Annotated in this window: 22 protein-coding genes and 1 other annotated feature; of the genes, 4 read left to right on the plus strand and 18 right to left on the minus strand. The window is 42.7% G+C overall.

Annotated features, from left to right (window positions below; all coding sequences use genetic code 11):
* Positions 1-93: 93 nt before the first annotated feature.
* From pheT to trpX, 5 genes are all read right to left on the minus strand, one after another.
* Positions 94-2,499 carry a phenylalanine--tRNA ligase subunit beta gene (gene pheT, locus H7T92_RS00005; protein ID WP_201036795.1) on the minus strand — a complete coding sequence of 802 codons (2,406 nt, stop codon included), beginning with the start codon at positions 2,497-2,499 and terminating at the stop codon, positions 94-96.
* Positions 2,500-2,572: 73 nt separating this feature from the next.
* Complete coding sequence (locus H7T92_RS00010) at positions 2,573-3,097, minus strand: GNAT family N-acetyltransferase (RefSeq protein WP_049491064.1); 525 nt, start codon at positions 3,095-3,097, stop codon at positions 2,573-2,575.
* A 2-nt stretch (positions 3,098-3,099) separates the two neighbouring features.
* Entirely contained in the window at positions 3,100-4,146 is a 1,047-nt protein-coding gene (pheS, locus tag H7T92_RS00015; protein ID WP_049491065.1) for a phenylalanine--tRNA ligase subunit alpha, read from the minus strand.
* A gap of 314 nt (positions 4,147-4,460) precedes the next feature.
* Positions 4,461-4,880 (minus strand): ParB-like protein, encoded by a 420-nt coding sequence (locus tag H7T92_RS00020; protein ID WP_201036672.1) that lies wholly within the window; start codon positions 4,878-4,880, stop codon positions 4,461-4,463.
* A 123-nt stretch (positions 4,881-5,003) separates the two neighbouring features.
* Positions 5,004-6,005, minus strand: coding sequence for a tryptophan ABC transporter substrate-binding protein (trpX, locus tag H7T92_RS00025; protein WP_049491067.1), 1,002 nt, complete (start codon positions 6,003-6,005; stop codon positions 5,004-5,006).
* A gap of 132 nt (positions 6,006-6,137) precedes the next feature.
* Positions 6,138-6,369: a binding site (T-box leader), on the minus strand.
* 150 nt (positions 6,370-6,519) lie between these two features.
* Here trpX and H7T92_RS00030 point away from each other — a divergent pair.
* Entirely contained in the window at positions 6,520-8,181 is a 1,662-nt protein-coding gene (locus H7T92_RS00030) for an Rqc2 family fibronectin-binding protein (RefSeq protein WP_201036673.1), read from the plus strand.
* Between the two features lie 192 nt (positions 8,182-8,373).
* Here H7T92_RS00030 and budA read toward each other — a convergent pair whose 3' ends face one another.
* The 3 genes from budA to H7T92_RS00045 form a co-directional block, all read right to left on the minus strand.
* Positions 8,374-9,090: an acetolactate decarboxylase gene (budA, locus tag H7T92_RS00035; RefSeq protein WP_150906356.1), complete on the minus strand. Its 717-nt coding sequence runs from the start codon at positions 9,088-9,090 to the stop codon at positions 8,374-8,376.
* Positions 9,091-9,162: 72 nt separating this feature from the next.
* The gene (locus H7T92_RS00040; protein ID WP_201036674.1) at positions 9,163-10,392 is read right to left on the minus strand and encodes a tetratricopeptide repeat protein; all 1,230 of its coding nucleotides are present in this window, start codon (positions 10,390-10,392) and stop codon (positions 9,163-9,165) included.
* On the minus strand, positions 10,382-11,557 hold the full coding sequence (locus H7T92_RS00045) for an AI-2E family transporter (protein WP_201036675.1): 1,176 nt from the start codon (positions 11,555-11,557) through the stop codon (positions 10,382-10,384). Before H7T92_RS00045 ends, H7T92_RS00040 begins: the two co-directional genes overlap by 11 nt.
* A 168-nt stretch (positions 11,558-11,725) precedes the next feature.
* Here H7T92_RS00045 and H7T92_RS00050 point away from each other — a divergent pair, with 168 nt between their 5' ends.
* Positions 11,726-12,736, plus strand: a complete 1,011-nt coding sequence (locus H7T92_RS00050; protein ID WP_155199797.1) for a lactonase family protein — start codon at positions 11,726-11,728, stop codon at positions 12,734-12,736.
* Positions 12,737-12,831: 95 nt separating this feature from the next.
* Positions 12,832-13,017, plus strand: coding sequence for a hypothetical protein (locus tag H7T92_RS00055; protein WP_009731358.1), 186 nt, complete (start codon positions 12,832-12,834; stop codon positions 13,015-13,017).
* 103 nt (positions 13,018-13,120) lie between these two features.
* Here the strand turns inward: H7T92_RS00055 and eno are convergent, their stop codons facing one another.
* Complete coding sequence (eno, locus tag H7T92_RS00060; RefSeq protein WP_021153554.1) at positions 13,121-14,425, minus strand: surface-displayed alpha-enolase; 1,305 nt, start codon at positions 14,423-14,425, stop codon at positions 13,121-13,123.
* A 211-nt stretch (positions 14,426-14,636) separates the two neighbouring features.
* Here eno and H7T92_RS00065 point away from each other — a divergent pair, with 211 nt between their 5' ends.
* A complete protein-coding gene (locus H7T92_RS00065) occupies positions 14,637-15,089 on the plus strand; it encodes a DUF1694 domain-containing protein (RefSeq protein ID WP_155199798.1) in 453 nt (150 codons plus the stop codon).
* 43 nt (positions 15,090-15,132) lie between these two features.
* Here H7T92_RS00065 and H7T92_RS00070 read toward each other — a convergent pair whose 3' ends face one another.
* From H7T92_RS00070 to H7T92_RS00110, 9 genes are all read right to left on the minus strand, one after another.
* Positions 15,133-16,248 carry a glycerate kinase gene (locus H7T92_RS00070; protein ID WP_155199799.1) on the minus strand — a complete coding sequence of 372 codons (1,116 nt, stop codon included), beginning with the start codon at positions 16,246-16,248 and terminating at the stop codon, positions 15,133-15,135.
* Positions 16,233-16,901 (minus strand): phosphoserine phosphatase SerB, encoded by a 669-nt coding sequence (gene serB, locus H7T92_RS00075; RefSeq protein WP_155199800.1) that lies wholly within the window; start codon positions 16,899-16,901, stop codon positions 16,233-16,235. The genes H7T92_RS00070 and serB overlap by 16 nt, the downstream gene beginning before the upstream one ends.
* A gap of 113 nt (positions 16,902-17,014) precedes the next feature.
* Entirely contained in the window at positions 17,015-18,739 is a 1,725-nt protein-coding gene (gene ezrA / locus H7T92_RS00080; protein WP_155199801.1) for a septation ring formation regulator EzrA, read from the minus strand.
* A gap of 86 nt (positions 18,740-18,825) precedes the next feature.
* Positions 18,826-20,775 (minus strand): DNA topoisomerase (ATP-hydrolyzing) subunit B, encoded by a 1,950-nt coding sequence (gyrB, locus tag H7T92_RS00085; RefSeq protein ID WP_049491085.1) that lies wholly within the window; start codon positions 20,773-20,775, stop codon positions 18,826-18,828.
* 12 nt (positions 20,776-20,787) lie between these two features.
* A complete protein-coding gene (locus H7T92_RS00090) occupies positions 20,788-21,351 on the minus strand; it encodes an HAD-IA family hydrolase (RefSeq protein ID WP_134974090.1) in 564 nt (187 codons plus the stop codon).
* A 165-nt stretch (positions 21,352-21,516) separates the two neighbouring features.
* Positions 21,517-22,068: a DJ-1 family glyoxalase III gene (locus H7T92_RS00095; RefSeq protein ID WP_049486074.1), complete on the minus strand. Its 552-nt coding sequence runs from the start codon at positions 22,066-22,068 to the stop codon at positions 21,517-21,519.
* A 19-nt stretch (positions 22,069-22,087) separates the two neighbouring features.
* On the minus strand, positions 22,088-23,317 hold the full coding sequence (locus H7T92_RS00100) for an FtsW/RodA/SpoVE family cell cycle protein (protein WP_201036676.1): 1,230 nt from the start codon (positions 23,315-23,317) through the stop codon (positions 22,088-22,090).
* A gap of 33 nt (positions 23,318-23,350) precedes the next feature.
* Positions 23,351-24,331, minus strand: coding sequence for a YeiH family protein (locus H7T92_RS00105; protein WP_049472428.1), 981 nt, complete (start codon positions 24,329-24,331; stop codon positions 23,351-23,353).
* Between the two features lie 4 nt (positions 24,332-24,335).
* Positions 24,336-26,789, minus strand: coding sequence for a bifunctional DnaQ family exonuclease/ATP-dependent helicase (locus H7T92_RS00110; protein ID WP_155199832.1), 2,454 nt, complete (start codon positions 26,787-26,789; stop codon positions 24,336-24,338).
* Positions 26,790-26,856 lie beyond the last annotated feature (67 nt).

Here is a 26,856-nt window from a genome sequence, read left to right on the forward strand (position 1 = left end):
CTTAGGTCCAAAACTAAGTCATGGAACTTCTTCGAAGTTCGCTGACGTCCGTACTCACCTAAGGAAAGTTTCTAAGATGTTTTGAACTAAATCTTAACGCACTTCTGCATTGACTTTTTCTTCAAGTGACGCTTGGATTTTTTCCATGTAGCGAGCGACTTCTTCATCCGTCAAACTATCTTCTGGATTTTGGAAGGTCAAACTGTAGGCCATAGACTTCATGCCAAGTCCTAGTTTTTCACCGGAGAAGACGTCAAAGAGTTTGATGTCTGTCAAACGTTTTACGCCAGCAGCTTGAATCGCATCAACCACTTCTTGGTGGGTCACTTCTGCTTTGAGAAGAAGGGCGATATCACGGCTCACGGCTGGGAATTTAGTGATTTCCACAAAGGCTGCGGCTGGTTGAAGAGCTGCTTCAATAGCAGATAAGTTCAATTCTGCCACATAGGTTTCTGGGATATCATAAGCCTTAGCTGTTACAGGGTGGACTTGTCCCAAGACCCCAATCACTTGGTCACCAAGTGAGAGCAAGGCTGTACGCCCTGGGTGGAGACTCTTGATTTCAGAAGTTGCTGTATAAGTCACATCAAGACCCAAGCGAGCAAAGAGGGCTTCCAAAATTCCCTTGGCATAGAAGAAGTCAACTGGAACAGCTGCAGTTTGGAAGTCTTTTTCAGCGACTAGACCAGTTAAAGCAAAGGCAAAGCTGTTGATTTCGTTTGGTAAGTCTTCTTTTGGATTTCCTGTCTGTTCAAAGACTTTTCCGATCTCGTAGAGGGCCAAATCTTTGTTCTTACGAGCGACGTTGTAAGCTACGGTATCCAAGATTCCTGAGATCATATTTTGACGGAGGACTGAACGATCCACAGTCATTGGCCACATGAGCTCTGTTAAGTTACTTGGCGCAGTTGTGAATTCCACGGCTTTTTCAGGAGTTGTCAAGGCATAAGTGATGATTTCAGTCAAGCCTGCTCCTTCAGCAATGGTCCGAACTTGACGACGCAATTTTTGAGTCGCTGTCAATTCACCTGCTGTCCCGTCATCTTTTGGAAGGGTTGCTGGTAATTTGTCATAACCGTAAATCCGAGCAATTTCTTCAAAGAGGTCCGCTTCGATGGTGATGTCCCAACGGCGACGTGGAACGCTTACTGTGAAGCTGTCAGCATTTCCAGAAAGACCAAATCCAAGGCGACGGAAGACATCTTCGACATCCGCGTAGGAAAGCTCTGTTCCAAGGACACGGTTCACGTCTGCAAGAGTGGAAGAAACTTCCACATCTGAAGTATCCAACTGACCTGCTGAAACAATGCCCTTACGCACGGTCGCACCAGCAAGCTCTGCAATCATGCTTGCTGCCGCATCAAGGGCTTCATTAACGGTTGCCACGTTGATCCCTTTTTCAAAGCGAGAAGATGATTCAGAACGAAGGTTGAGGCGACCGCTTGTCTTACGGATCGATTTGCCATTGAAGACAGCTGCTTCAAGGACGACACGACTAGACTTTTCAGAGATTTCTGTAGCCTCTCCCCCCATGACACCTGCAAGGGCAACAGGTTTATCAGCAACCGTAATCACGAGGTCACTTGTTTCCAACTCACGCTCTTCCCCGTCCAAGGTCACCAATTTCTCACCTGCACGCGCTTCACGCACACGGATGTCAGTTCCTTCAAAGGTATCCAAGTCAAAGGCATGCATAGGCTGACCAAAGTAAAGCAGGATATAGTTGGTCACGTCGACCACATTATTGATGGGACGGATACCTTCATTCATGAGGAGGTTTTGCAACCATTGTGGACTTGGTGCGATGGTTACATTGTCCAAGATACGAGCTGCATAGTAAGGAGCCTTGTCTGTATCAATGCTGATAGAAAGAGCATCCGCTGCAACTTGGTCTGTTTCGGTCAAGGTAAAGTCTTTGAAGTTCACAGCCTTGTCATAGATGGCTGCTACTTCATGTGCTACCCCACGCATCGAAAGGGCATCTGCACGGTTTGGAGTGATAGAAAGCTCGATGATTTCATCATCCAAGTCTAGGTAAGAGAAGACTTCTTCTCCTGGAACAGCATCTTCTGGCAAGATTTGGATGCCATCTGCAAATTCTTTCGGTACAACGGAGTCAGAAATACCCAACTCACCAAGTGAACAGATCATCCCAAGGGATTCCAAACCACGGATTTTCCCTTTTTTAATCTTGTAGTTATCTGCGATGCGAGCACCTGGAAGAGCCACCATAACCTTGATGCCTGCACGCACATTTGGTGCTCCACAGACGATTTGACGCGCTTCTTCTTCACCCACATTAACTTGGCAGACATGAAGGTGTGTCTCTGGTACATCTTCACAAGACAAAACTTCTCCGACGACAATTTTTGAGAGACCAGCAGCAGGTGATTCCACACCTTCTACTTCGATCCCTGTGGTTGACATTTTTTCAGCCAACTCTTCTGATGGCACATCAATGTCCACCAATTGTTTTAACCATTTATATGATACTAACATAATTCCGATCATAAGATCCCACTAGGTGAGATCTTCTCAATTCCTTTCTCTCAATTTGAACCCACAATTAAGCTTACGGATTCTCCTTCAAATGCTTGCGCAACAACCAGTCTGTATCTACGGTATCTCCGGTGATATACTGGTGTTCACTAAATCGTTCAAATCCAAAGCGGTAGTAAAAATTTTGCGCCTTAAAATTGCGTTCCCATACACCTAACCAGGCCCACTCAAAGCCACGGCTCTTGGCTTGATCCAGCGCAAAGGTAAACATTTCCTTGCCGAAACCAGCTCCATGACATTGCTTCTTGACATAGATCCGTTGGATCTCAAAGGACTTGTCCATCTCTACTTGCTCCGTCTGCGCTTGCCCCCAGTTGATCTTGAGAAAACCACAGATTTCTTGATCTTCATTGAGGACAAAATAGGTTTCAGATTCTGGATCTAGCAGATCCTTCTCGATTTGCTCCAAAGAGAGCACCGTAGAGAAGTAATCTTCCAAATCTTCCTCAACAATATAGGGACCAAAGGTATCCCGATAGGTTTCCACTTCTAGGTCACGTAAGGTCTCTAATTGATCGATTTTTACTCTAACTAACATGATTATTTAAACTGTTCTGAGAAGCGAACATCTCCTTGATAGAAGCCACGGATATCATTGATTCCGTAACGAAGCATGGCCACACGCTCTTGACCAAGTCCAAAGGCAAATCCTGAATAGATTGTTGGATCAATGCCACTCATCTCAAGGACGCGTGGGTGAACCATACCAGCTCCCATGATTTCGATCCAACCTGTCTTCTTACATACGTTACATCCCGCTCCACCACACTTGAAGCAAGAAACGTCCACTTCAACCGATGGCTCAGTAAATGGGAAGTAAGAAGGACGCAAACGGATTTGACGTTCTGCACCAAACATCTTTTGCACGATCAATTGAAGCGTTCCTTGAAGATCGGCCATAGAAATGCTTTTCCCAACGACCAAGCCTTCGATTTGATGGAATTGGTGGCTGTGGGTCGCATCATCCGTATCCCGACGGAAAACCCGCCCTGGAGAGATCATCTTCAATGGTCCCTTGCTAAAGTCATGCGCATCCATCGCCCGCGCCTGTACAGGTGAGGTATGGGTCCGAAGCAAGATTTCTTCTGTGATATAGAAGGTATCCTGCATATCCCGCGCTGGGTGATCTTTAGGCAGATTCATACGTTCAAAGTTATAGTAGTCTTGCTCCACTTCAAAGCCGTCCACAACTTGGTAGCCCATCCCGATAAAGATATCTTCGATTTCTTCACTGGTTTGAGTCAAGATATGACGGTAACCACTAGCAACCGGACGACCTGGAAGCGTCACATCGATGCTTTCGCTAGCTAGTTTCGCTTGGACTTTCTTTTCTTCCAAGAGTTTGGTTATTTCTTCAAAGGCAGCCGTCAACACATCGCGGGCTTCATTGACGTGTTTCCCGATAACCGGACGCATCTCAGCAGAGACATCTTTCATCCCTTTGAGGATCTCAGTCAGAGATCCTTTTTTCCCAAGGACAGAGACCCGTAGTTCTTGCAATTCTTTTTCATTTTCAGCAGAGATCTGCTTCAATGCTGCCAGCGTTTCTTCACGAAGCGCTTTTAATTGTTCTTCAATCGTTGACATATTTCCTCCATCATGGTCCATCTACAGACATAGAAAAAACCACGCACCAACACCCACATTCGGAGCGTTGACACGCGGTACCATCCGTTTTTTATCCGTAAACCAGACCTTAATTTCTAAATCCTTTACACAAGTGAATTCACTCAGCTTTCATGCAAAGAGCTTTCAGTCACGGCTCTTCTCCCTGTCGCACTTCCCTTGAGATACTAGTCTTGCAGATTTCTATTCAATTACTACTTAGTTTATCAGATTTTTAGTTAAAAAACAAGTTAGATGAGACCAATTCACTAGAAAAAGGAACAAGAGACAGTGCATTATCTATTTGCCTTGTCTATTTCATCTGCTTGCCTTTTCAATAGAAGAGTGGCTGCTTGGTTAAAACCATCACACCAGTTATACCATTTTGCTTCATACTCATCTTGAGGTAAGATATGATGTTTTAAATCCAAAACAGAGGTTATCTTTCTTTCCTCACAAGCTTGCGCATAGAGAGCATACAACTCATCGCCACCATCTCTATCAAACTCAGCAGAAATCGTATCCCGATCTGCCAATAAAGCCTGATAAGCCCTGTGATGCCCGTCTGTAATCAAGAAGCGATTTCCAAATGCAAGAACACTAATTGGATCCACATTGATGATGTCTGCCGACTGATCCAGCATCTGGATAGCTTGTAACTTCTTTTCTGATAAATATAGTTGGGTCGGATGAAGATCTGTTATCTTAACTTCCATATCTTTCTCCTCTACCATGAGTAACATAGTTGGTCATGAGCACTGGTAGACATTTTTAATGGTCACGATTTAAAGACCTGCCAAAGCCAAATTCCCCTGCCATTCTTGTGATTCGTTTCCTTTTTATTTAATGACTTGTCCAGCATCTTTCAAGACAGATTCTGGAATAGTAATGCCCAATTCATCTGCGACTTTTTTATTGATGACAGATTTTCCTTGGCTAAAGATTTCAACAGGTGTATCCGCAGGTTTTTGACCTTTCAAAATCTTCGCAGCCATTTTACCAGTTGCTACTCCAAGATCATGTTGGTCGACAACGACTGAACCAAGACCACCAGCTTCTACCATAGCTGTCGCACTTGGGAAGATTGGTTTTTTAGCTGTTTTGTTGGCTTCGACAACTGTTGAGAAGGCTGATGCGATAGTATTGTCGATTGGAACCCAGATGGCATCGACTTTGCCTGACATTACAGACACAGTGGAAGCAATTTCGTTTGTAGAAGGAACAGAATAAGGAACGACCTTGTAGCCTGCTTTTTCAGCCAATTTTGTAAATTCTTCTACTTGAGATTTTGAGTTATCTTCACTGGTTGAGTACAGGATCCCAATTGTTTTCACGTTTGGAGTCAACTCTTTGATCAATTTCAACTGTTGCTCAGTTGGATTGTGGTCAGATACCCCAGTGATATTGCCACCTGGTTTTTTCAAATCTTTGACCAAGTTTGCGCCGACCGGATCAGTGACAGCTCCCATAACGATGGGTTTGTCTTTGGTTGCACTAGCCAAACCTTGAGCAGATGGAGTTGCAATCCCAATCAAGACTTGGTTATCCTTGTCTACCAATTGTTTACTCATGGTCGCAACTTTGTTTTGGTCGCCTTCTGCATTGAGGAAATCAATGTCCACTTTATCCTTGTCATAACCTTCTTCAGCTAAACCATCTTGAATCCCCTTGTAGATCAAGTCAAGCGAAGGGTGGCTGACCAACTGCAAGACCCCAACTTTAGCCTTTTCATTGCTGTTTGCTGCCTTGTTGTCTTTGCCTGCTGTAGCTGAATAGATCGCTGTCCCAATGACTGCTGCTGCAATCAAACCAATAATTCCCATTAACCGTTTATTTTTCATTTTTAATACCTCTTCTATTTTTCATTTTCTTCTTTTTTTCCATCATCTAAAGACTGTGACGCCATCGTTTCTTCATATCTTTTCTCCCTTCTCATCTAAAACAAAAAACACGCCCACACATAGCAAAAGCTATGTGAGGACGTGTCATCGCGGTGCCACCTCACTTATGGGAAAAGGATAGTCTCCCCCATATCTCTGTCTTGTCTAGCAACAAGTTGCACGATAAGGTGTGCCAACCGAATTTTTATTGTTTCAAATTCATCTCATCATTAGTCCAATTTCATAAACTGCCGCTACCTACTCTCAGCAACCGTAGGCTCTCTTGAAACTTTCATTTACTACTTTTCTAATTTCTTACATTTTAAAGTTTTCTTTCAAAAATGTCAATACTTTTTCTGCATTTTTTTGAAAACGTTCGCATTTTCTATTGAACAGCCCCTAGCTTCTTTCTGGGATTTCCGCACTAATTTTGATATAATTTACTAGAATAAACGCTAGAATGATGAGGAATCCCATGTCTTTTGATGGATTTTTTTTACACCATATGGTGCAAGAATTGAAGGCCGAACTCTTGAGTGGTCGCATTCAAAAAATTAACCAACCCTTCGAGCAAGAATTGGTGCTTCAAATCCGAGGCAATCGAAAAAACCAAAAACTCTTGCTCTCTGCCCATTCTGTCTTCGGACGGATCCAACGGACCCAGACCAACTTTGAAAATCCTGCCTTTCCCAATACCTTTATTATGGTTATGCGCAAATATCTTCAAGGCGCTGTCATTGAAGGGATTGAGCAAATGGAAAACGACCGGATTCTTGAGATCCGTGTCTCCAATAAAAACGAAATTGGAGATGCCATTTCTGTCAGCCTCATGATCGAAATCATGGGCAAGCACAGTAATATTATTCTCCTGGACCGCACCAGCAATAAAATCATCGAAGCTATCAAACATGTCGGCTTCTCACAAAATAGCTACCGGACCATTCTCCCTGGATCAACCTATGTAGCTCCTCCGAAAACCAACTCGGTCAATCCTTTTACAATTGGAGATGAAGCTCTTTTTGCCCTTCTTCACAAGGAAGAATTAAGCCCAAAGAACCTTCAAAAATGTTTCCAAGGTTTGGGGCGAGATACAGCTCAAGAATTGGCCAAGCGACTTGAGACGGATGAAAAATTAAAGACCTTCCGTGCCTTTTTCCAATCTTCAACTGAGCCTCGCCTAACGACCAAATCCTTCTCGGCTATCCCCTTTGAGGATGCGACCAGTCAAACCTTTGAAACACTTTCTGATCTGCTGGATGACTATTATCGAGACAAGGCTGAGCGCGATCGGGTGCAACAACAGGCCAGTGAATTAATCCGCAAGGTCGAAAACGATCTTGAAAAGAACCGGAAAAAATTAGCCAAACAAGAAGCTGAGTTAGCGGCGACCGACAATGCGGAAGAATTCCGCCAAAAAGGAGAATTGCTGACAACCTTCCTCCATCAGGTACCAAACGACCAAGACCAGGTTGTTTTGGATAATTACTATACCAACGAGCCCATTACCATCCAACTCAACAAAGCCCTGACCCCCAATCAAAATGCCCAACGCTACTTCAAACGCTACCAGAAGTTAAAAGAAGCCGTCAAACATTTGACCATCCTCATTCAAGAAACCAAGGAAACCATTTCTTATCTTGAAACGGTTGAAACAGCCCTTTCTCAAGCGAGCCTGGCTGAGGTGGCAGAAATTCGAGAAGAGCTAATCCAGACCGGCTTTATCAAACGGCGCAACCGTGAAAAAATTCATAAACGGAAAAAACCAGAAAAATACCTGGCGAGTGATGGAAAAACCATCATTTTAGTGGGTCGCAATAATCTGCAAAACGATGAACTGACCTTTAAAATTGCTAAAAAAGATGAACTCTGGTTCCATGCCAAGGATATCCCGGGAAGCCACGTCGTCATTACAGGAAATCTAAATCCATCGGATGAAGTGAAAACCGATGCTGCAGAGTTGGCGGCCTACTATTCCAAGGCCCGTCTCTCAAACCTGGTCCAAGTAGATATGATCGAAGCCAAGAAACTCAATAAACCAACTGGTGGAAAACCAGGTTTTGTCACCTACACTGGCCAAAAGACTCTGCGGGTCACTCCCGAAGAAGAAAAAATCAAAGCCATGAAATTAACAGACTGATTTCAAAAATAAAAGAGAGTAGGACAGAAATCGGTAATTCGTTAGAATTCGATTTCGTCGTCCCACCTCCGCACTGTTGAGTAGGGCTGTAAAAGCTGATGAAATCAGCGTAGTAGAGCCCACTCAACCACTGCGTCTTGCTCGACAATCCAAAAATAATTGAGAGGCTAGGACTTTTGTCCCAGCCTCTTTTTATTCTGCTTTATTGATGTCTTCTTTGACCTCATCAACATTGAATTTGGCAAAGAGGTACTGACGGTCTTGAACTGGGAAACGTTGATCCAGCTGATCGATGGCTCCCACCTCTACAATCCCTTCTGAAATGACAAAATCCATGACATGGCCACCAAAGGTGTGGTCATCTGAAATAAAGTGCAAATGATAACCAGCCACGCTCACGCCATGGAAAATTTCTGGTGTCCAAAAACCGACGATGGTTCCAGTGACATTTTCTCGTGTATACTCTGGCTGATGGGTTGCAACCTCTGCAAACTTCATCTCTGGTGTTGATTTTGGAATCATACGGACATGCATCTTGGCAAAGTCACCACGAATCTTAATGGAGCGGAAAAGATTTTCCCCATCGTAATAAGATTCAATACGGGCTTCCAATTCCTCGTCCGTCATTTCAAAGCGTTGGCGGAAAATTACTTCTGCTTGGTGAGGGACGACTGCTGCATAAGGAACCTTGGCATCCAGAGAAACTTCGACTATTTCAGGATGATCACCTGATCCCTTGGCCTGATATGCCTTACCATCTAATACGATCAACTCTCCATCAATAGAATCAAGCGTCCCAACTCCTAGATCTCCGTGTTCCAAGAGTTCTCCAATCGTAAATGAACCCCCGTACAGACCCGCCATTAGGGCACCTAAGGTATTGTATTGAAAAAGTTTCACTGGTTCCATGTTTTTCTCTCCTCATTCTATCTTCTACCAGTATACCACAAACTATTCCGAATCTTCACGATATGGTTTTGATTAGAGGCTATCATAGAGGGTTTGCATCTGCACATCGTCTGGTACGATTGCCAAATACTGATTAGCCACTTCACGCGCCTTCGTCACATCTCCAGCCTTACGCAACAAATAAACATAGGCTTCGAGGAATTCTGGGTTGTCCTTTAAGTCTTCATAGAGCTCTTGGTAGGCTGAGACGGCCTCTTCTGTTTTCTCCAAGGCAGACAAGGCACGGGCAATGTTCCATCGAGTGACAACTGTTTCGACTTCTTCATTTTGCCAAGCCAAGACTTGGTCAAAGCGTTCCTGTTCCAAATAAAGGGTGGTCAGGCGAAGAGCAATCTCTTCGAGATCATCTGCCACTTCTTTAGCCTCTAATAGATAAGCTTCTGCCTGTTCAGGCTGGTGAAGTTCATAAGAAAGCTGAGAAGCAAGAAGCTTCAATTGGGCATCAAAGGGATTCTTCTGGATCCCTTGTTTAGCAATCTCAAGCGCTTTTTCACGGTCATTTTCAGCCTGTAAAGCCAAGGCATAACCGTACTCATATCCCTCAAAATCAGGCGACAAGGTATCAATTTGTTTGTAGTAGATCAGGGCTTTTTGGAATTCTTCTTGGTCAGACAATAAGGTCGCTAATTCGTAAGCAATCTGGTCATCAAACTCAATCTCCAGAGCTTTCTCTAAGAAGGGAACAGCTGCTTCAAACTTACCAAGATTGGCATAGGCAAAACCAATCCGTTGATAGGTGGAAATTCCTGTTGCTTCCAAAATCTCCCGATTGTCTAACTGGGCATACTCTTGGATAGCCTCTTGGTAGCGTTCCAATTCCAGATCAATTTCAGCTAGCCCTAATTGAATGATGGGATCATCAGACAAATGAGCAGCTTCAACTAATTTTTCACGCGCCACATCTGCTAAGCCTTCCATCTGATAGAGATCCGCCTTAACCAAGAGACTCGCCACATACCAGTTTGATTCAGGTCCAATTTCTTCTAAATAAGCAAAGGCCTCTTCTGTTTGGCCTTCCTCTGCAAGGATGGTTGCCAAACTCAGATACACTTCTGGGTAGGTTTCTGCAATCTGTTCATAGATCTCTTTTGCCTGAGGGTAAAAACCGATACTTTCAAGATATTGACCTAAATCCAATAATTGTGCTTCACTATCTTCTAACAAAGCCTGTTGAAATTGAACTTCTGCCTCTTCTAGCTCTTGACGATCGAGAGCTTCTACCATTTGTTGACTATGACTCACTGTGTATTTCCTCTTCTACTTCATTGTGTTCTTCATACAAGCCACTGACGACCTTATACCATTCAAAGATAGCTCCGATCACCACCTTAGCAGATGCATAGACTGGAATTCCAAGGAAAACTCCCCAGATTCCAAACATAGATCCTGATGTCAAGAGCACAAATAAAATGGTAATCGGATGGATATTTAACTGGCTTCCCAAAACCAACGGTGATACAAAACGTCCTTCAATGGTCTGCTCCACTGCAAATACAATCAAGACCTTGATAAACATCTCTGGTCCAGCTACCAAGCCCAAGACTAAAGCAGGTAACATGGCTAAGAAACTACCCAAATAAGGGATCAAATTCAAGATCCCCGCAGAGATCCCAAGCGTCACCGCATAGCGCAAGCCAATGATCTTAAAGAAGATGATGAACATAATGGCGACGACAATGGCTACCGTAATTTGCCCTCGAACGTAGTTGGAGAGTTGGGTATTGACATCTGAGAGAACCTGTTCAGCCGATTTACGAATCTTAGTCGGTAAGAAGCGAACAATGTGGCCCTTTAAATTTTTTCCATCTCGAAGAAGATAAAAGACAATAAAAGGCATGATGATCAAGGCAACAATAACTTGCGAAGCCACTCCGATCAAGTTGCTGACCCAATTGACAGCCCGCCCAGAAATCGAACTCGCCCAAGAAGTAATGTTTGCAGACAATTCCTTGGTGATCTCATCTAATTGGGGTTTGATATCTGAGGAGACGCGATTATCTAGAAAATCATCGATAGTTGCATTGGCCTTTTCCAAATAAGTTGGCAGGTTATGAAAGAAACTCACCACTTGTCGTTGGACGGATGGAATCACTACAGCTAGACCCCAAATTAAAAGCACTGCAATCAAGAAAAAGACTAAGGAAATCGCAAAAATCCGCTTGAGTCCTTTTCTTTCAAGAAAGTCAACAATAGGGTTAAGCAGGTAATAGAGTAAACCAGAGATAATGACAGGCAGCATGACTGCTCCTGCAAACTCAAAAATAGGAATAAAAATAAAGGTGATTTTACTCAAAACCAAAAGGTTCAAGCCCAACAGCAAGGTAACTAAAAATACGGTAATGGCCTTGTTGTCTAAAAACCATCTAAAAAACCAGGACAAACTAAACTGTTTTTCTTTATTATCCACAGAGAACTCCTTTTCATTTCAATCTGTTTCTATTTTAGCATTTTTTGAGCTTGAAGTTACGAAAAAACTAGCAAAATAAGAAAGAAAGGCCCTCCCCTTTTTAACTAGCAATTGCCTTCCAATAGGACCTTTGATATAATAAACCTAACAAATCATACGAGGTGACCTATGTCTCAAACCATTTATTTCGGTACCTATACCAAAAAAGAATCCAAAGGAATTTACAAGGCACAATTTGACCCTGAAACAGGGACATTGAGCCAACTTGAACTAGTGGCAGCTGAGCCCAATCCAACCTATATCGCTTTTTCTGAAAAAGGCAACCTCTACAGTGTCGGAGCTGAAGAAGGAAAAGGAGGAATCGCAAGCTTTACAGCTGATTTTCAGCCGCTCAATCACGTTGTTGAAGAGGGAGCACCACTCTGCTATGTCTCTGTCGATGACAAGCGTCAACTGGTCTATGGAGCCAACTATCACAAAGGCCAAGTTCTCGTATATCAGCTAGAGGCAGATGGACGTTTGTCCTTTGTCGATCAAGACACCCACCAAGGAAGTGGTCCTCATGCCAATCAAGCAAGTCCACATACCCACTATGCAGACCTTACACCAGATCAGTACCTGATCACGTGTGACCTAGGAACAGACAGTTTGCATGTCTATGATGTCAGTGAGGAAGGAAACCTAACCCTGATCAATCAGTATCAAACAGCCCCAGGGGCAGGACCTCGTCACCTGGTCTTTCATCCCCACTATAAGACTGCTTACCTCATCAATGAATTAAATGCTACGATCGATGTACTCTTTTATGATGGTATGGGTGAATTCGAACACTTCCAAACTGTTTCCACACTTCCATCAGACTACGATGGTCAAAAATGGGCTTCTGCGATCAAACTCTCAGCTGATGGGAAATTCCTCTATGCATCTAACCGTGCTCACAATTCCATCGCTGTCTTCAAAGTTGTGGCTGATGGTAGCCTAGAACTCATTGAAATTGTTCCAACTCAAGGGCTCAATCCACGTGATTTCACGCTTAGTCCTGATCAAAACTATTTGATCGCAGCCCATCAAGATTCACCTAATGCCACCGTCTTCAAGCGAGATTCTGCTAGCGGAAAATTAACCCTTCTATCCCACGACTTCTATGTTCCAGAGGCTGTTTGTACGGTTTTTCATTAAGTCGTTTTAGTTGTCAAACCTCTAAAAAAATGATTAAATAGATGAGAAAAAGGCGTGAGCCTGACTTCACAACTTATATTTTAGGAGATCCAAGCATGAATCCAATGGACTTATTTAACCAAGTAAAAGAAATGATCGAAAAGAAAGATTTCGACGCTGCAAAGAAATTTGTTGATGACAACAAAGACAACCTCGGTGACTACCTTGAACAAGCTAAAGGGCTTGTATCTGGAAATGAAATGGTCAGCGGTGCCTTGGACAAAATCAAAGGCTTGTTCTAATAGAACTACTCCTCAACGCTTTAGTTGAGGAGTTTTTGTTTATACCAATCGCAAAAAAGATCCTTGAGAAAACTCAAGGATCTTTTTAGTCTAGTAAACTAGATTATTTCTTAAGGTTGTAGAATGATTTCAATCCACGGTATTCAGCTACTTCACCAAGTTGATCTTCGATGCGAAGCAATTGGTTGTATTTAGCGATACGGTCTGTACGTGAAAGTGAACCAGTCTTGATTTGTCCTGCGTTTGTTGCAACTGCGATGTCAGCGATTGTTGAATCTTCAGTTTCACCTGAACGGTGTGATACAACGGCAGTGTAACCAGCTTCTTTCGCCATTTCGATAGCATCGAATGTTTCAGTAAGAGTACCAATTTGGTTAACTTTGATAAGGATAGAGTTAGCACATTTTTCTTCGATACCACGTGAAAGGTAGTCAGTGTTTGTTACGAAGAAGTCGTCACCAACCAATTGAACTTTACCACCAAGACGTTCAGTAAGAGCTTTCCAACCGTCCCAGTCGTTTTCGTCCATACCATCTTCGATAGTGATGATTGGGTATTTGTTTACCAATTCTTCAAGGTAGTCGATTTGTTCAGCAGCAGTGCGGACAGCAGCTCCTTCACCTTCGAATTTAGTGTAATCGTAAACTTTGCGTTCTTTATCGTAGAATTCTGATGATGCACAGTCAAATCCGATAAATACGTCTTTACCTGGAACATAACCAGCAGCTTCGATAGCAGCGATGATAGTTTCTACACCATCTTCAGTTCCGTCAAAACGAGGAGCAAATCCACCTTCGTCACCAACGGCTGTTTCAAGACCACGACCTTTAAGGATTTTCTTAAGTGCGTGGAAGATTTCAGCACCCCAACGAAGAGCTTCTTTGAATGTAGGTGCACCAGCAGGTACGATCATGAATTCTTGGAAAGCGATTGGAGCATCTGAGTGAGATCCACCATTGATGATGTTCATCATTGGAGTTGGAAGAACTTTAGTGTTGAATCCACCAAGGTAGCTGTAAAGTGGGATTTCAAGGTAGTCAGCAGCAGCACGAGCTACAGCGATAGACACACCAAGGATTGCGTTTGCTCCCAATTTACCTTTGTTAGGAGTACCGTCAAGAGCGATCATAGCACGGTCGATAGCTTGTTGATCACGTACATCATAGCCGATGATTGCTTCAGCAATAATGTTGTTTACGTTGTCAACAGCCTTTTGAGTTCCAAGACCACCGTAACGAGATTTGTCACCGTCACGAAGTTCAACTGCTTCGTGTTCACCAGTAGAAGCTCCTGATGGAACCATACCACGTCCATGAGCACCTGATTCAGTATATACTTCTACTTCAAGTGTTGGGTTACCGCGTGAGTCTAGGACTTCGCGAGCGTAAACATCAGTAATAATTGACATTTCTTACTCTCCTTATTGAGTTATATTTTTTACTCCTCTATCATATCGTAATTAGGCTATTTTTTCAAGAAAAAACAAGGAAATCTACGAAAATTGAGAAGTTTTTAACAAGAAAACGGTTCCACTATCTTATTTTCTGCCATTTCTCCTCCTTATTTAATTTTTTAGCATTCTTCTACTCTTCTGCTACGCTTTATGCTATACTAAACTTATGACAGATATTAATAAAACGATTTTAGAAAAAGCTGCTGGTCCTACTCGATTCAATCCGGATGAGCAGCGTCGATTTTTGGAGACTTATGAGGAGCGGGTGATTGCTTCATGCACCTTGGAGGAGGCAAGGGACAAGATATACCTGGAGCAGTATTCGACAATCCTCACTGATATTTCAGATCGCTTTCATCCTGTTTTGGTCAAGATTTCGCCTGCCTTGGATGAAAGCAGCCAACTTCAATATTTGAAAAAGACAAAGGATCTTGGTCTTGTGGCAAGCATTGTTTCAGATGACTGTCGCCACTCTCCCTTTGGTCTCATCATCCATACTGATCATCCATCTGGAATTTCTCCAACCGATATCAGCCTCCAGTATCCAAATTTGTTTGAAAAGAAAGAAGAGAGCACAGCACCTGAAAAAAAATCATTTTGGAAACGCCTCTTTGGCTAAAGAAAGAACCAATTGAAAAGGAAATTCCTTTTCAATTGGTTTTTTAGTTTGCTTTCATTTTTAAGAGGTTACCAATATTTCGAGCACAGGAAATCAGATTTTTTTCAGCATGAGTGAGTGCATCTGCCACCTCACAAGGACCTGGCACAATAGAGAAGGCAGCCTCAATATGATGACTTGGGAATGCTGGCAAATCGTCCGCTAAGCTACCACAAATAGCAAGCACTGGGATCTTCTCTGGTGTTCTTTTGGCTACCCCGACAGGAGCTTTTCCAGACAGAGATTGGAGGTCCATCCTACCTTCTCCCACGACGACCAGATCCGCTTTTTGAGCCTTACGATCGAAGTCGATTAGATCCAAACTTTTCTCAATTCCTGAGGAAATCTGACCTCCCGCAAAAGCGACCAAGCCTGCTGCCATGCCACCTCCAGCTCCGGCGCCAGCCATGGATAAAATTCGGGCATCTGCTAGCTGGTAAAAATCCTGCATAGCCTGGTCGACAGCTGGAAACAGAAGGGGATTCAAACCCTTTTGCCCGCTAAAGATATAGGTTGCTCCTTGACTGCCACAGAGAGGATTGGTGACATCCGTTAAGACCAGGAGCTCGATGTCATGTAAAGCATTTGGAACCGCACTGGTATCTATTCTATCAACACGACCGATCGAAGCACCTACAGGACGAAGCAGATGACCTTGGTCATCATAGAAGGCTACCCCTAGTCCGGCTGCCATCCCAATCCCACCATCATTGGTCGCTGAACCACCAATCCCCACACAGATCGTTTTAACCCCTTGGTCAACCAATTGCAAAATCAGTTCACCAATTCCTCGTGTCTCTAGTTCTAGTGGATTGCGTTTTTCAGCTGGGATAGAGCCTAAGCCAACAAGAGAGGCCATCTCAAAAAATGCCATCTCATCTTTTTGGTAGTAAGCCATTGAAACAGGCTTCCCAAATGGTCCTGTTACCTGAGTATGCTTCTTGGTTAAATTCAGAACGTCAGCGAGTGTATCCATGGTTCCTTCGCCACCATCCCCTATGGGAAGGAGGTCAAAAGTTGCATCTGGTAGAGCCTCTTGAAATCCTTTTTTTAAGGCTTCTGCTACTTGTTTGGCGGATAAGGATTCTTTAAATGAATCCGGTGCTAGTAGGATATGCATGCTGTTTCCTTTCTATGCTGGTCTAGAATTTCAAGAACAAGGCTTAGATCCCTCGTTTCAATACGGTATGGAGCTCGTTCGGCAACGATCGGCTTTGCCATAAAGGCAATCCCGATTCCGGCTGTTTCAATCATGGGAAGATCATTGGCACCATCTCCCATAGCAATCGTCTGACTTCGTGGAATATGATTTTCTCTCGCCCATGTCAGGAGAGAGTCTTTTTTTCTTTCAGGGGTCACAATCTCTCCGAGCACTTTCCCTGTCAGACGGCCATCAAAAGTCTGCAAACGATTAGCACGAACCAGATCAATTCCTAAAGACCTCGCGATAGGATCGATGACTTCATGAAATCCCCCTGAAACAAGGCCAACCTTGTAACCTCTTTGATGAAGTTCCGTGATTAAAATCTTAGCTCCCGGTGTAACGTCCATCTGCTCTATAATTTTCGGAAAAATAGAGGCCTCTAATCCCTTCAATAAAGCGACACGCGCCTCTAAAGATGCTGAAAAATCCAGCTCGCCATTCATTGCTTGTGCCGTGATCTCTGCTACTTTTTGTCCCACGCCAGCTTCTTGAGCTAGTAAATCAATTCCTTCTTGTTGGATCAAAGTTCCATCTACATCCATAACGAGGAGACCTGTTACTTCTTTCATCGCTTTCCCTTCTTATTTCTCCCTTACTATACAAAAATAGGGTTTAAATTTCAAGTTTCAATGATCATTTGAAGATAAAAAAAACGACCTCCTAAAAAGTCGTTTTTTTGTTATTAGAAGCGAATTTGCTCCCGAGTTTTTTCATACGAAGTAACAAAGCGATCTGTCACTCCAGCTTCTACCATCTCCAAAGCATCTGAGATGACCTTAAAGGAAGCTGCATAGTCATATTCTCTTTCGAAAATATAAAGGGATTCATCAAAAGCTGCTTGCACATGATCATCAAATGAACGGTAACGGTTTGAGTATTGCAACAACTGCTCTGTTAAAGTAGCATTTTGTACAATTCGATAAGTCGCTTCTTCCAATTCATTCATATCATTGGTCAAAATATCTAACAAACGATTGGTTGATTCGATGTTGATTTTATCCCCTTCCAACTCATCCATCAAAGCCTCTGTATTGTTGCTTGCTGTGAAGAATAATTCCAAGAATTCTTGAGGGATTCCTGGCAAGTTTCGCTTGTCCATATAGCGTTTAATGGCATGCAAACGGTTAGCATAGATGTTAACTTTTTGGCGAGCATTGGCATCGTCTTTTTCAACTTTTGAAAGGGAATCACTCAAGCCGATTTGCTCATCTTCGATTTCTTTCAAGCGAGCCTCGATGGCTTCTAATTCTTCTTCTACGATAGAATAGGCCTTTTGTGTTTCAGATGAATCTTTCAAGGCATCTTCTACCACATTTTCTTGTGAAGATAGCTCAGCTTCCAACTCTTTTAACTGTTGGCTGAAAGCTTCATTCAAGACGAATGTTTTACCAAGGCGTTCCACTTCTGCTGCAAGGTTGCTATTGTTATCTTTTGCGTGTTTCAAATAGCCAGGCAGTTGTTTCACTAACTTCTTCACGACTTTTTGTGATTCGATTTCACGAGTAAAGATGTGATACAATGCATCGATTTCCTCTTGAATTTGCTCATTCTCGTAAATAGCATTGTCCAATTCAAGCGCGGATACATTTGCCATATTGTTCTTCAAGGAAGCATGCAACTGTTGGAAACGAGATTCAATATCTGTTTCAGTGAAGTGGTAGCCAGATTCCAAAAGCTTTCGGTAGCCACTTTCCAAATCCTCTAATTGGTCTGGAAGTTTTGACTGAAGATCGGTGACAATTTCTGGCACTCGCTCAACAATTTGTTTTAAGGCCACAATATGATTCTCAGCGGTATCAAGGATTTCAGCTGCTTCAACAGGGTCACCTGAAGAATTCAAGGTGACAAATTGTGAAAACTCAGATTGAATATTTCCAATTTGCTTTTCAATTTCAGGAAGCGCACTGCCATAACGATCTGGATCTGAAGTGACTTCTTTTTGAAGTTCTTCAAACATATCTAAGGCATGAACCACGCGTCCGCTATTTTTTTGTTCTTGCTCTTCAAGATCTGAAAGGGCTTGGCGAATCGCCTTGATATCTTCGTCGATCAACTGGATCTGACTTTCGATATTGTCAATAGCTTGTTTAGCCTTCATGAAACGGAAAGAATTATTGTAGCCTTCCGCCTCAAACAGATTGTTTTCAATATCAGCAAATGAATTTAAGGATAAATCTACCCATTTTTGATTCCATTCACGAAATGCAACTTGACTTTGACCAATCAAATGCATGTTTTTTACGGCCTCAACTTCATCGTTGACCGGAAGGTTATATAACTTTTCTTTTCGTTCTTCCAGTGCTGCCAGTAAGGCCTCGTTTCGTTTTCTCAAAATGACTGCAACCACATATCCTACAATCAAGATAAGGGCGACAATAAAGATGAGAACAATTAGTCCACTAGACATATAAAAACTCCTTCATCGTATTACTTGAACGTAATCCTAGTAATTATACCATAAAATATCCATTAATGGGAAGCGTTCGTTGAATTTTATACATCGAGTGTACTATATTCAGCGTTTTCTTCGATAAATTCCCGACGTGGTTCCACGCGGTCCCCCATCAACATATCAAATATCTTATCTGCTTCCGCAGCATCGTCTACTGATACCCGTGCCATCAAGCGGTGTTCGGGGTTCATAGTTGTTTCCCATAATTGGTGATCATCCATTTCCCCAAGACCTTTGTAGCGTTGGATGGTTGGTTTTGAGCGACCTTCTGAATAGCGTTCCAAAGCTGCAGCTAATTCTGCTTCTTGGTTCGCACCAGGTTGGATATATTCTTTGATCTCACTACCGACTTTGACCCCATAGATTGGTGGTTGCGCAATATAAACATATCCCGCTTCCAAGACTGGTTTCATATAGCGATAGATCAAGGTCAACAGAAGAGTTCGAATATGTGCGCCATCGACATCGGCATCGGTCATGATGACTAATTTTTGATAACGCGCTTTTGTGACATCAAATTCAGCACCAAATCCAGTTCCCATAGCAGTAAATAAACTACGGATCTCTTCATTGGCAAGAATCTTGTCCATACTTGCTTTTTCAACGTTCAAAATTTTACCACGGATTGGAAGAATTGCCTGAAATTCACGATTCCGACCTGATTTAGCAGATCCTCCAGCCGAATCCCCTTCGACGATGAAGAGTTCTGTTTCTTGTGGGTTGTTTGAAGAACAGTCTGCCAATTTACCAGGCAGGTTAGAAATCTCAAGTCCCGATTTCTTACGGGTCACTTCCCGTGCCCGCTTAGCTGCTACCCTAGCTTTCGCTGCTAAAATCCCTTTTTCAACGATTTTCTTAGCGATTTGTGGATTTTCCAAAAGGAAATCAGAAAAGGCATCACTAAAGAGTCGATTGGTAATTTTTACAACTTCTGAATTTCCAAGCTTTGTCTTGGTTTGTCCTTCAAACTGTGGGTTTGGATGTTTAACTGAGATAACTGCTGTTAAACCTTCCCGAACATCCTCTCCTGTTAAATTGTCTTCGTTTTCTTTTAAAAGTTTATTTTTCTTAGCGTAATCATTGATGACACGAGTGAGAGCTGTACGGAAACCTTGCTCGTGAGTACCACCTTCATGGGTATGGATGTTATTAGCAAAACTCATGACGGTTTCATGGTAGCCCGTAGTATATTGCATCGCCACTTCAACGGTAATATCATCCATTTCCCCATCTGTATAGATGGGTGTTTCAAAGATGACATCTTTATTTTCATTGATATATTCGACGTAACTAGAGATCCCACCTTCGTAGTGGTAATGCTTTTCCTGCTCTAAGCCTTCGCGCTTATCCGTCAGGGAAATACGCAAACCACGATTCAAAAAGGCTAATTCTTGAATCCGTTTATTTAATTTTTCAAAATCATACTCGGTGGTTTCCGTGAAGATTTCTGGGTCTGGAATAAAGTGGACGGTTGTCCCTGTCCGATCTGTCTCCCCGATGACTTTCAAATCATCCACAACGTGTCCACGTCGATACTCTTGGTAATGGATACTGCCATTTTTATAGACGCGAACATCGAGGGATGTGGAGAGGGCGTTGACGACGGATGACCCTACCCCGTGAAGACCACCAGAAACCTTGTAGCCGCCTCCGCCAAATTTTCCTCCCGCGTGAAGCACAGTAAAGACAGTTTCAACGGCAGGTCGACCTGTCTTTTCTTGGATATCCACTGGGATTCCACGACCATCATCGACAACCGTGATCGAATTATCTGCTTCAATGAAAACTTCAATATGGCTAGCAAAACCAGCTAAGGCTTCGTCGATCGAGTTATCCACGATTTCCCAGACCAGATGATGAAGACCTTCTTTTGAGGTCGATCCAATATACATCCCCGGACGCATCCGAACGGCTTCTAGTCCTTCCAAGACCTGAATCTGACTGGCATCATATTCTTGTGCTTGATTTTCTTGCTGTTTATCCTCTGTCATAATTTCCCTTTTCTATTCAAATATAAACTGGTGTAAGTGGGGCATGGTGTCAAATAAATAGGTTGAAAGCCCTGCAGCCTTCCCAGCTTCAATATCGATCGGACGATCTCCGATGACCAGACCGTCTTGAATGCCATATTTTTCCTTCAAAAAAAGCATAGAGGCTGGGTCTGGTTTTCGAGGAAAGCCCTCGTCTGCTGTTACAATCTCCGTAAAGTAGGGTGCAATGCCTGTCTGTTCAATAAGGGTCAAAACTTGGCGATCCCGATGAGATACCAAAAAATGGCGTCCTCCATGTGCTTGGATCTCTTCTAGTAACTCTTTTGCTCCCTCAAATAAGACCGGCTCTTGCAAGCCCAAGGCTTCTTTTTTCTTGTATTCCGTACGAAAATTGGAAATATGAGGGGCAAAGGTTTGAATTGCATCCTGTGTTGAGATTTTTAATGCTGCATAAACAGAATCATGATCGGCTTGGATGTGAAAGTCCTTCAATGTCGCTACAAAGGCATTTGTGGACGTTTCGTAATTATCCAATAGCGTCCCACCAAGATCCCATATAAAATCATGATAATTCATAGTCAATATTATACCACAAATGGACAAAAAAAATAAGCTAAAACCCTCATTTAGGGGGGATTTTAGCCATTTTTTACGGTCATTTCATTTTAAATCATAGAGAAGTCATTTCCCGTCATAGAATGTAAACTTTCACCAGAAAATATGGTGTCCAAAAGAGCTCTTTTAAGCATCTCCAAAGACATCTTGATAGAGCATTCCTTGACGAAGGCTTTGGGCATCTCCTCCAAATTGCTCTACCAAGGCATAAGCCAAGGCAAGCGCAGTTGAAGGACCACGACTGGTCAAGAGATTCCCGTCTTTCACCACTGTTTCTTTCTGATAGTGCCCATCTTGAATCTCTTCTTCAAAACCATCGTAACAGGTATAGTGTTTATCTTTTAAGAGGCCGGCACGTGCCAAGACAATTGGTGCTGCACAAATCGCAGAAATGATTTTTCCTTTTCTACTTTCTTCTTGAAGAGCTGCAATCAATTCCGGATTATCCCGCAAATTCGCAGCTCCTGGCATCCCACCTGGTAAGAAGATTCCATCATAATCTGACAGGTCCCCATTCCAGAGACGGTCGACTTCCACTGTGATCTGGTGAGAACCTGTGACCGTTTCTTCCATCCCAACGAGGTCACAGTCGATCCCAGCACGTCTCAAAACATCGACAATGGTCAAGGCTTCAATTTCTTCAAAACCGTTTGCTAAAATCGTTGCTACTTTTTTCATTTTCATTCCTTCTTTCTATCTATTGCGCCTTTTTAAGGACTACTTTTTTACGGATTGGAGGCCCTTCTTCTGGCTCTTTCTTTTTGCTACTATGATTATATATTGAAAGGACCAGACCAATACCAATCAGATTACTAATAATAGAGGACCCACCTTGTGAGATAAAGGGGAGGGGAATCCCCGTCAAAGGGAGAAGACCCGTTACTGCTCCAACATTTTCAAAAATATGAAAGACCAGCATCATAATAAATCCAATGGAAATATAGGTATAAAATTGGTTATTGGACTGGAGGGTAATTTTTAAAATGCGGTAAATCAGGGTCACATATAAAATCAACAGCACCAGAGCTCCAACAAAGCCAAAGTCTTCTGCTACTACTGTAAAAATCATATCACTTTCCCGTACGGGAACCAATAAATTGGAGACATTAAAGCCTTGCCCAAAGAGGCCACCACTTGCAATGGCTAGCTGTCCTTGCGCCTGCTGGTAGGTGGTTGTTTGTGCATAGTCAAAAGGATTTAACCAGGCTAAAATACGGTTCATTTGGTAGGTTGGCATCCCTACTTGCTGGTGCAGAAAAGCCCGACCCCCTTCTGATAGAAAGAGAAAGAGAAAGCCTGCTAACCCACCTGCTAGAAGCAAGATGACCGGCAAGATTATTTTCCAAGAAACTCCTGAAACGAGCACTAAGCCCGCAAAGATGGCCAAGAATACTAAGGCCGTTCCCAAGTCCTGCTGGAGGGCCAATAAGGCAAAGACCGGAATTGTATAGATGGTCAACTCTAGAATTAAAAACCAATCTTGTCGTAACAATCGCTCACGCCCCTTATTTCTTTGTAAAAATCGAACAATAGAACGTGACAGCATCAGGATGAAGGGAATCTTCATAAATTCTGAAGGCTGAAATAAGGTGATGTTTCCATAAGCTACCCAGTTTTTTGCACCTGTTGAAGCCACCAAGTTTGAATTATAAAAAACAAGAGGAAGAACCATCAAGGCCAAGCCTAGTAGGTAAAGAAAGGGAGTGATTTTCCAAAGAAATTTCGTACTAAAAATCGTCACAATCAGGCAAATGATACATCCCACACCAATCCAGGCTAATTGCTGCCCCAAAAAAGGCCACACCATTTGGGGATAATCATGAGAAACTGCCACATAAACGGATAAGATCCCTATCATAAGTAGGGTGAAGACAATTCCAATGATCGAATAATCCAGGTGGATCGTCCAAAAATGATTTTTCTTCATTCACATTCCTTTCTGTGAGAATCATCAAATTAATTAATAGAACAACATCTGTAGAATCAAGCTAGATCCTGCCACACAGAACCAAGCAATCAAACCTACCAGAAGGGGGGCTGCTCCTGCCGCACGGAACTGTTTCCAAGAAACCTTGCTTCCGATTCCAACCAAGGCCATGGCCATAAAGAGGTGAGAAAGGTCATTTAGGTAAGGTAGGACCACTTTAGGTACCAGGCCAATAGAAGAAAGAATGGAAGCCACAATAAACCAGATAATAAACCAAGGAATAATTTTCTTTAACATTCCTTTGTTTCTTCCTTGTTGTTTACTCCTATACCATTTTAAACCGATCAAGCCCAAACAAACTGGTACAATCATCAGGGCGCGTGTTAACTTAACAATTGTAGCCATTTGCCCCGCTGCTTTACTGTAAGAAAATGCTGCTGCTACAACAGATGACGTATCGTTAATGGCTGTTCCTGACCAGAGGCCAAATTGGAAATTAGACATATGCCATAAATGCCCTAATACTGGAAAGATAAAGACAGCCAAAATGTTGAAGAAGAAGATAGTTGACATAGATAGGGCAATTTCCTCTTCGTCTGCTTCAATGATCGGAGCTGCTGCTGCAATAGCAGATCCACCACAAATAGCTGTACCAAACCCAATTAAGGTCCGTAGATGAGATTTCAGGTGGAAGACTCTCCCAAAAATAATCGCTGCAAGAAAGGCAACGGTTATCGTCGGCAGACTAATCTTTAAAGAAGATAAACCTGTAGAGGCAACTGTCGCAATGGGCAAGCTAAATCCCATGAAGATAATCGAATACTGCAACAATTTCTTACCGGACCAGTTCAAGCCTGGTCGTGAATTCTCCGGCAAATCCACAAATTCATTAAGGACAATTCCTAAAATTAAGGCAAAAACACTGGAGCCAATAATGGGAAAGAAAGTTCCCAACAACATAGCACAAAGTGCCAGTACAAATGCAATTGCAAGTCCAAATCCTTTATTTTTCATTTTCTCAATTCCTTTCAAAAAAGTCAGCTGCTTGCTCAACAAGCCGCTCTCTCAATGTCGTGTGAAGGGGCAACACTTGTTGCAACCCGTCCAAAATTTGTTTTCCATATCGCTTGGTTACCACCCGCTGATCCAATAAGAGGACCAGAGATTCCTGATCTTGAAAACGGCTGGTTCTCCCAATAGCCTGTTTAAGTCTTAAAATCGCTACTGGAAGACTATAGTCATAAAAGGGATTTTTCCCCTGTTCTCTGAGTTTTGTATTCAGCTTTTGAACCATATAATCTTTAGGATTGTCAAAAGGAAGGCGCGTGATGATTTGAATCACTTCTTTTTGTTGAGAGAAATCGACTCCCTCCCAGAAGCTTCCTGTTCCCAATAAAATGGAGCTTTCTCCTCGGTCAAATCGCCGCTTAATATTAGCTGCATCACCATTTCGATACTGGGCCAAATGAGGAAACTTCAATGCGTTTGACGTCTCCAGTAACAATTCTTTTGAGGTAAACAAAAGAAAAATTGGTTTTCTTAGAGGAAGGAGTTCATCGATGAGCTGACAAATCTCTCTTGCATACTCCACAGAAGATAAAGAAACGACATCTGGAAAATCTATCGGCACCAACAATTCCTGGTGTTGTTTGACTGTTATTGGCACCCGGTAGATCTGCTGCTCTTGGTATCCCAAAAGGGTAGGTAAATGCACCTTTTTACTGATAGCGATCGTCGCTGATACAAAGAGCACGGGTACTTCTTCAGGCACAAACTCCCTAAAGGATAGCAAGTCCTCAACTCCTCCATGGAGACGAAGAATCTGGTGGCTTTCGACCACTTCCTTGTCCATCCAAAAGGTTTGGTAGCGCTCATCAAACAATTCTCTTAGATTCTCTAATGATTCATTTTTTAATTCCGATACATCCTGTCGCATTTTTTCCACTGTTTGATCTGATAAGATGGCTGGTTTTCCTTGTACAACTTCCTTAGAGCAGGCATTTAACTCAAATTGAATACTCTCCAGCAAACGCCTTTGCAGAAGATCTTTTTCCTCTTCGATGGCATGTTGCAAGCCTAGAAGAAGAGATTGCAAGTTTTCTTCTCTCTGTGAAAACTGCTCTAAAGCAAAGAAGAGTTTTTGCGCTTCATCCACTACCAGAACAGATTCTTGAAGTAGACTCTTATCATCTTCTAGACGAGTTAACAGATAGGCATGATTGGTCAGAATTACCCGGCTGGTTTTCACTTTTTCCTGGCCGAGACGCCAAAAATCTTCCTGATAAAAAAGTGAACGTTTCGACAATTGGCCATCGTGGCAAATGTCAGCTACAAAATGAAGATGACGATAGAGTTGGCCAATTTCACTGAGCTCTCCCGTTTCCGTCATGGTCAGCCAAACCAACAGTTGCATTTTAAAGCGTCGGATCATCCCATTATCTGACTCACTCTGTAAGGCCTCATAAAATTTATCGAGTTGGATGTAATCCTTGGGACTTTTCAGGCTATGAAAGGGAATTTGGAAAAGATCTTGGATAGTCTTTCCTTCCTTCTTCATAATTTGATCCTGAAGAATTTTAGTCGGAACACTGACAAGAATGCGCTTGGATGTTTTCGCCAAAAGCGTTAATAGATAGGCATAGGTCTTCCCAATACCCGTTGGCGCTTCAATAAAACTCGGAAGTGGCTGTTGCAAACTGTCCTCGATATAGGCAACAAATTCTCTCTGCTCCGGATAAGCCTCCATTCCCAACAACTGCATATTGAATTCAAACTGTTCAGACAAATGACGACTTTCTAAAAACTGCTGTGGCTTTCGCAGGTAGAGACCATGAACTTCTACTAAATGAGCTGGTAAAAAAAGGCTACTGTCTTCAAGCGCATCTTCTATTAAGAGTCGTGATTCATAAATCAAACAATCTGCCATCGAAAGAAGTTTTTCGATCAATCCCCTTGGCAAGCTCGCAATTTTCTCTCTCAATTTCAACAGCAACTGGGCTGTTGCCATAGCATCCGCTAAAGCGGAGTGAGCATGGTGCAACTCAATTTCCAGTTCAGCTGCAAGCGCTCCTAAATTGTAGCGTTCTAAAGTCGGATAGAAAATTTGAGACAATTCAACCGTATCAATCCGAGGAGTCGTTAGCTCAAATCCTTCCCAAAAGAGGGCTTCTGCCAATAAATTCGCATCAAATTTGACATTATGGGCCACAAAGACGGCATCTTCTATTAATTCAAAAATTTCTTTTGCCACTTGTGCAAACTCTGGAGCTTTTTTCAAGCGAGCATCTGTCAGGCCAGTCAATTGTTTGATATGCTCATCCAATCGTTCGTGGGGATTCACATCCGTCTCATAGGATTGCGTAATCCTCCCATCTTCAATGATGACAATCCCAACCTGAATGATCTTAGCATTGCTTCCAGCACTGGTCGCTTCCAGATCCACAATGGCATATTTCCGTTTCTGTCTTGTCATAATACTTAAAATTATATCACGTTTGAGCAAGCTCTGCAGATTTTTTTCTCCTTTCATGCTGACTTCA

This window comes from Streptococcus parasanguinis (assembly GCF_016648855.1).
GTDB classification, from domain to species: Bacteria; Bacillota; Bacilli; order Lactobacillales; family Streptococcaceae; genus Streptococcus; species Streptococcus parasanguinis_L.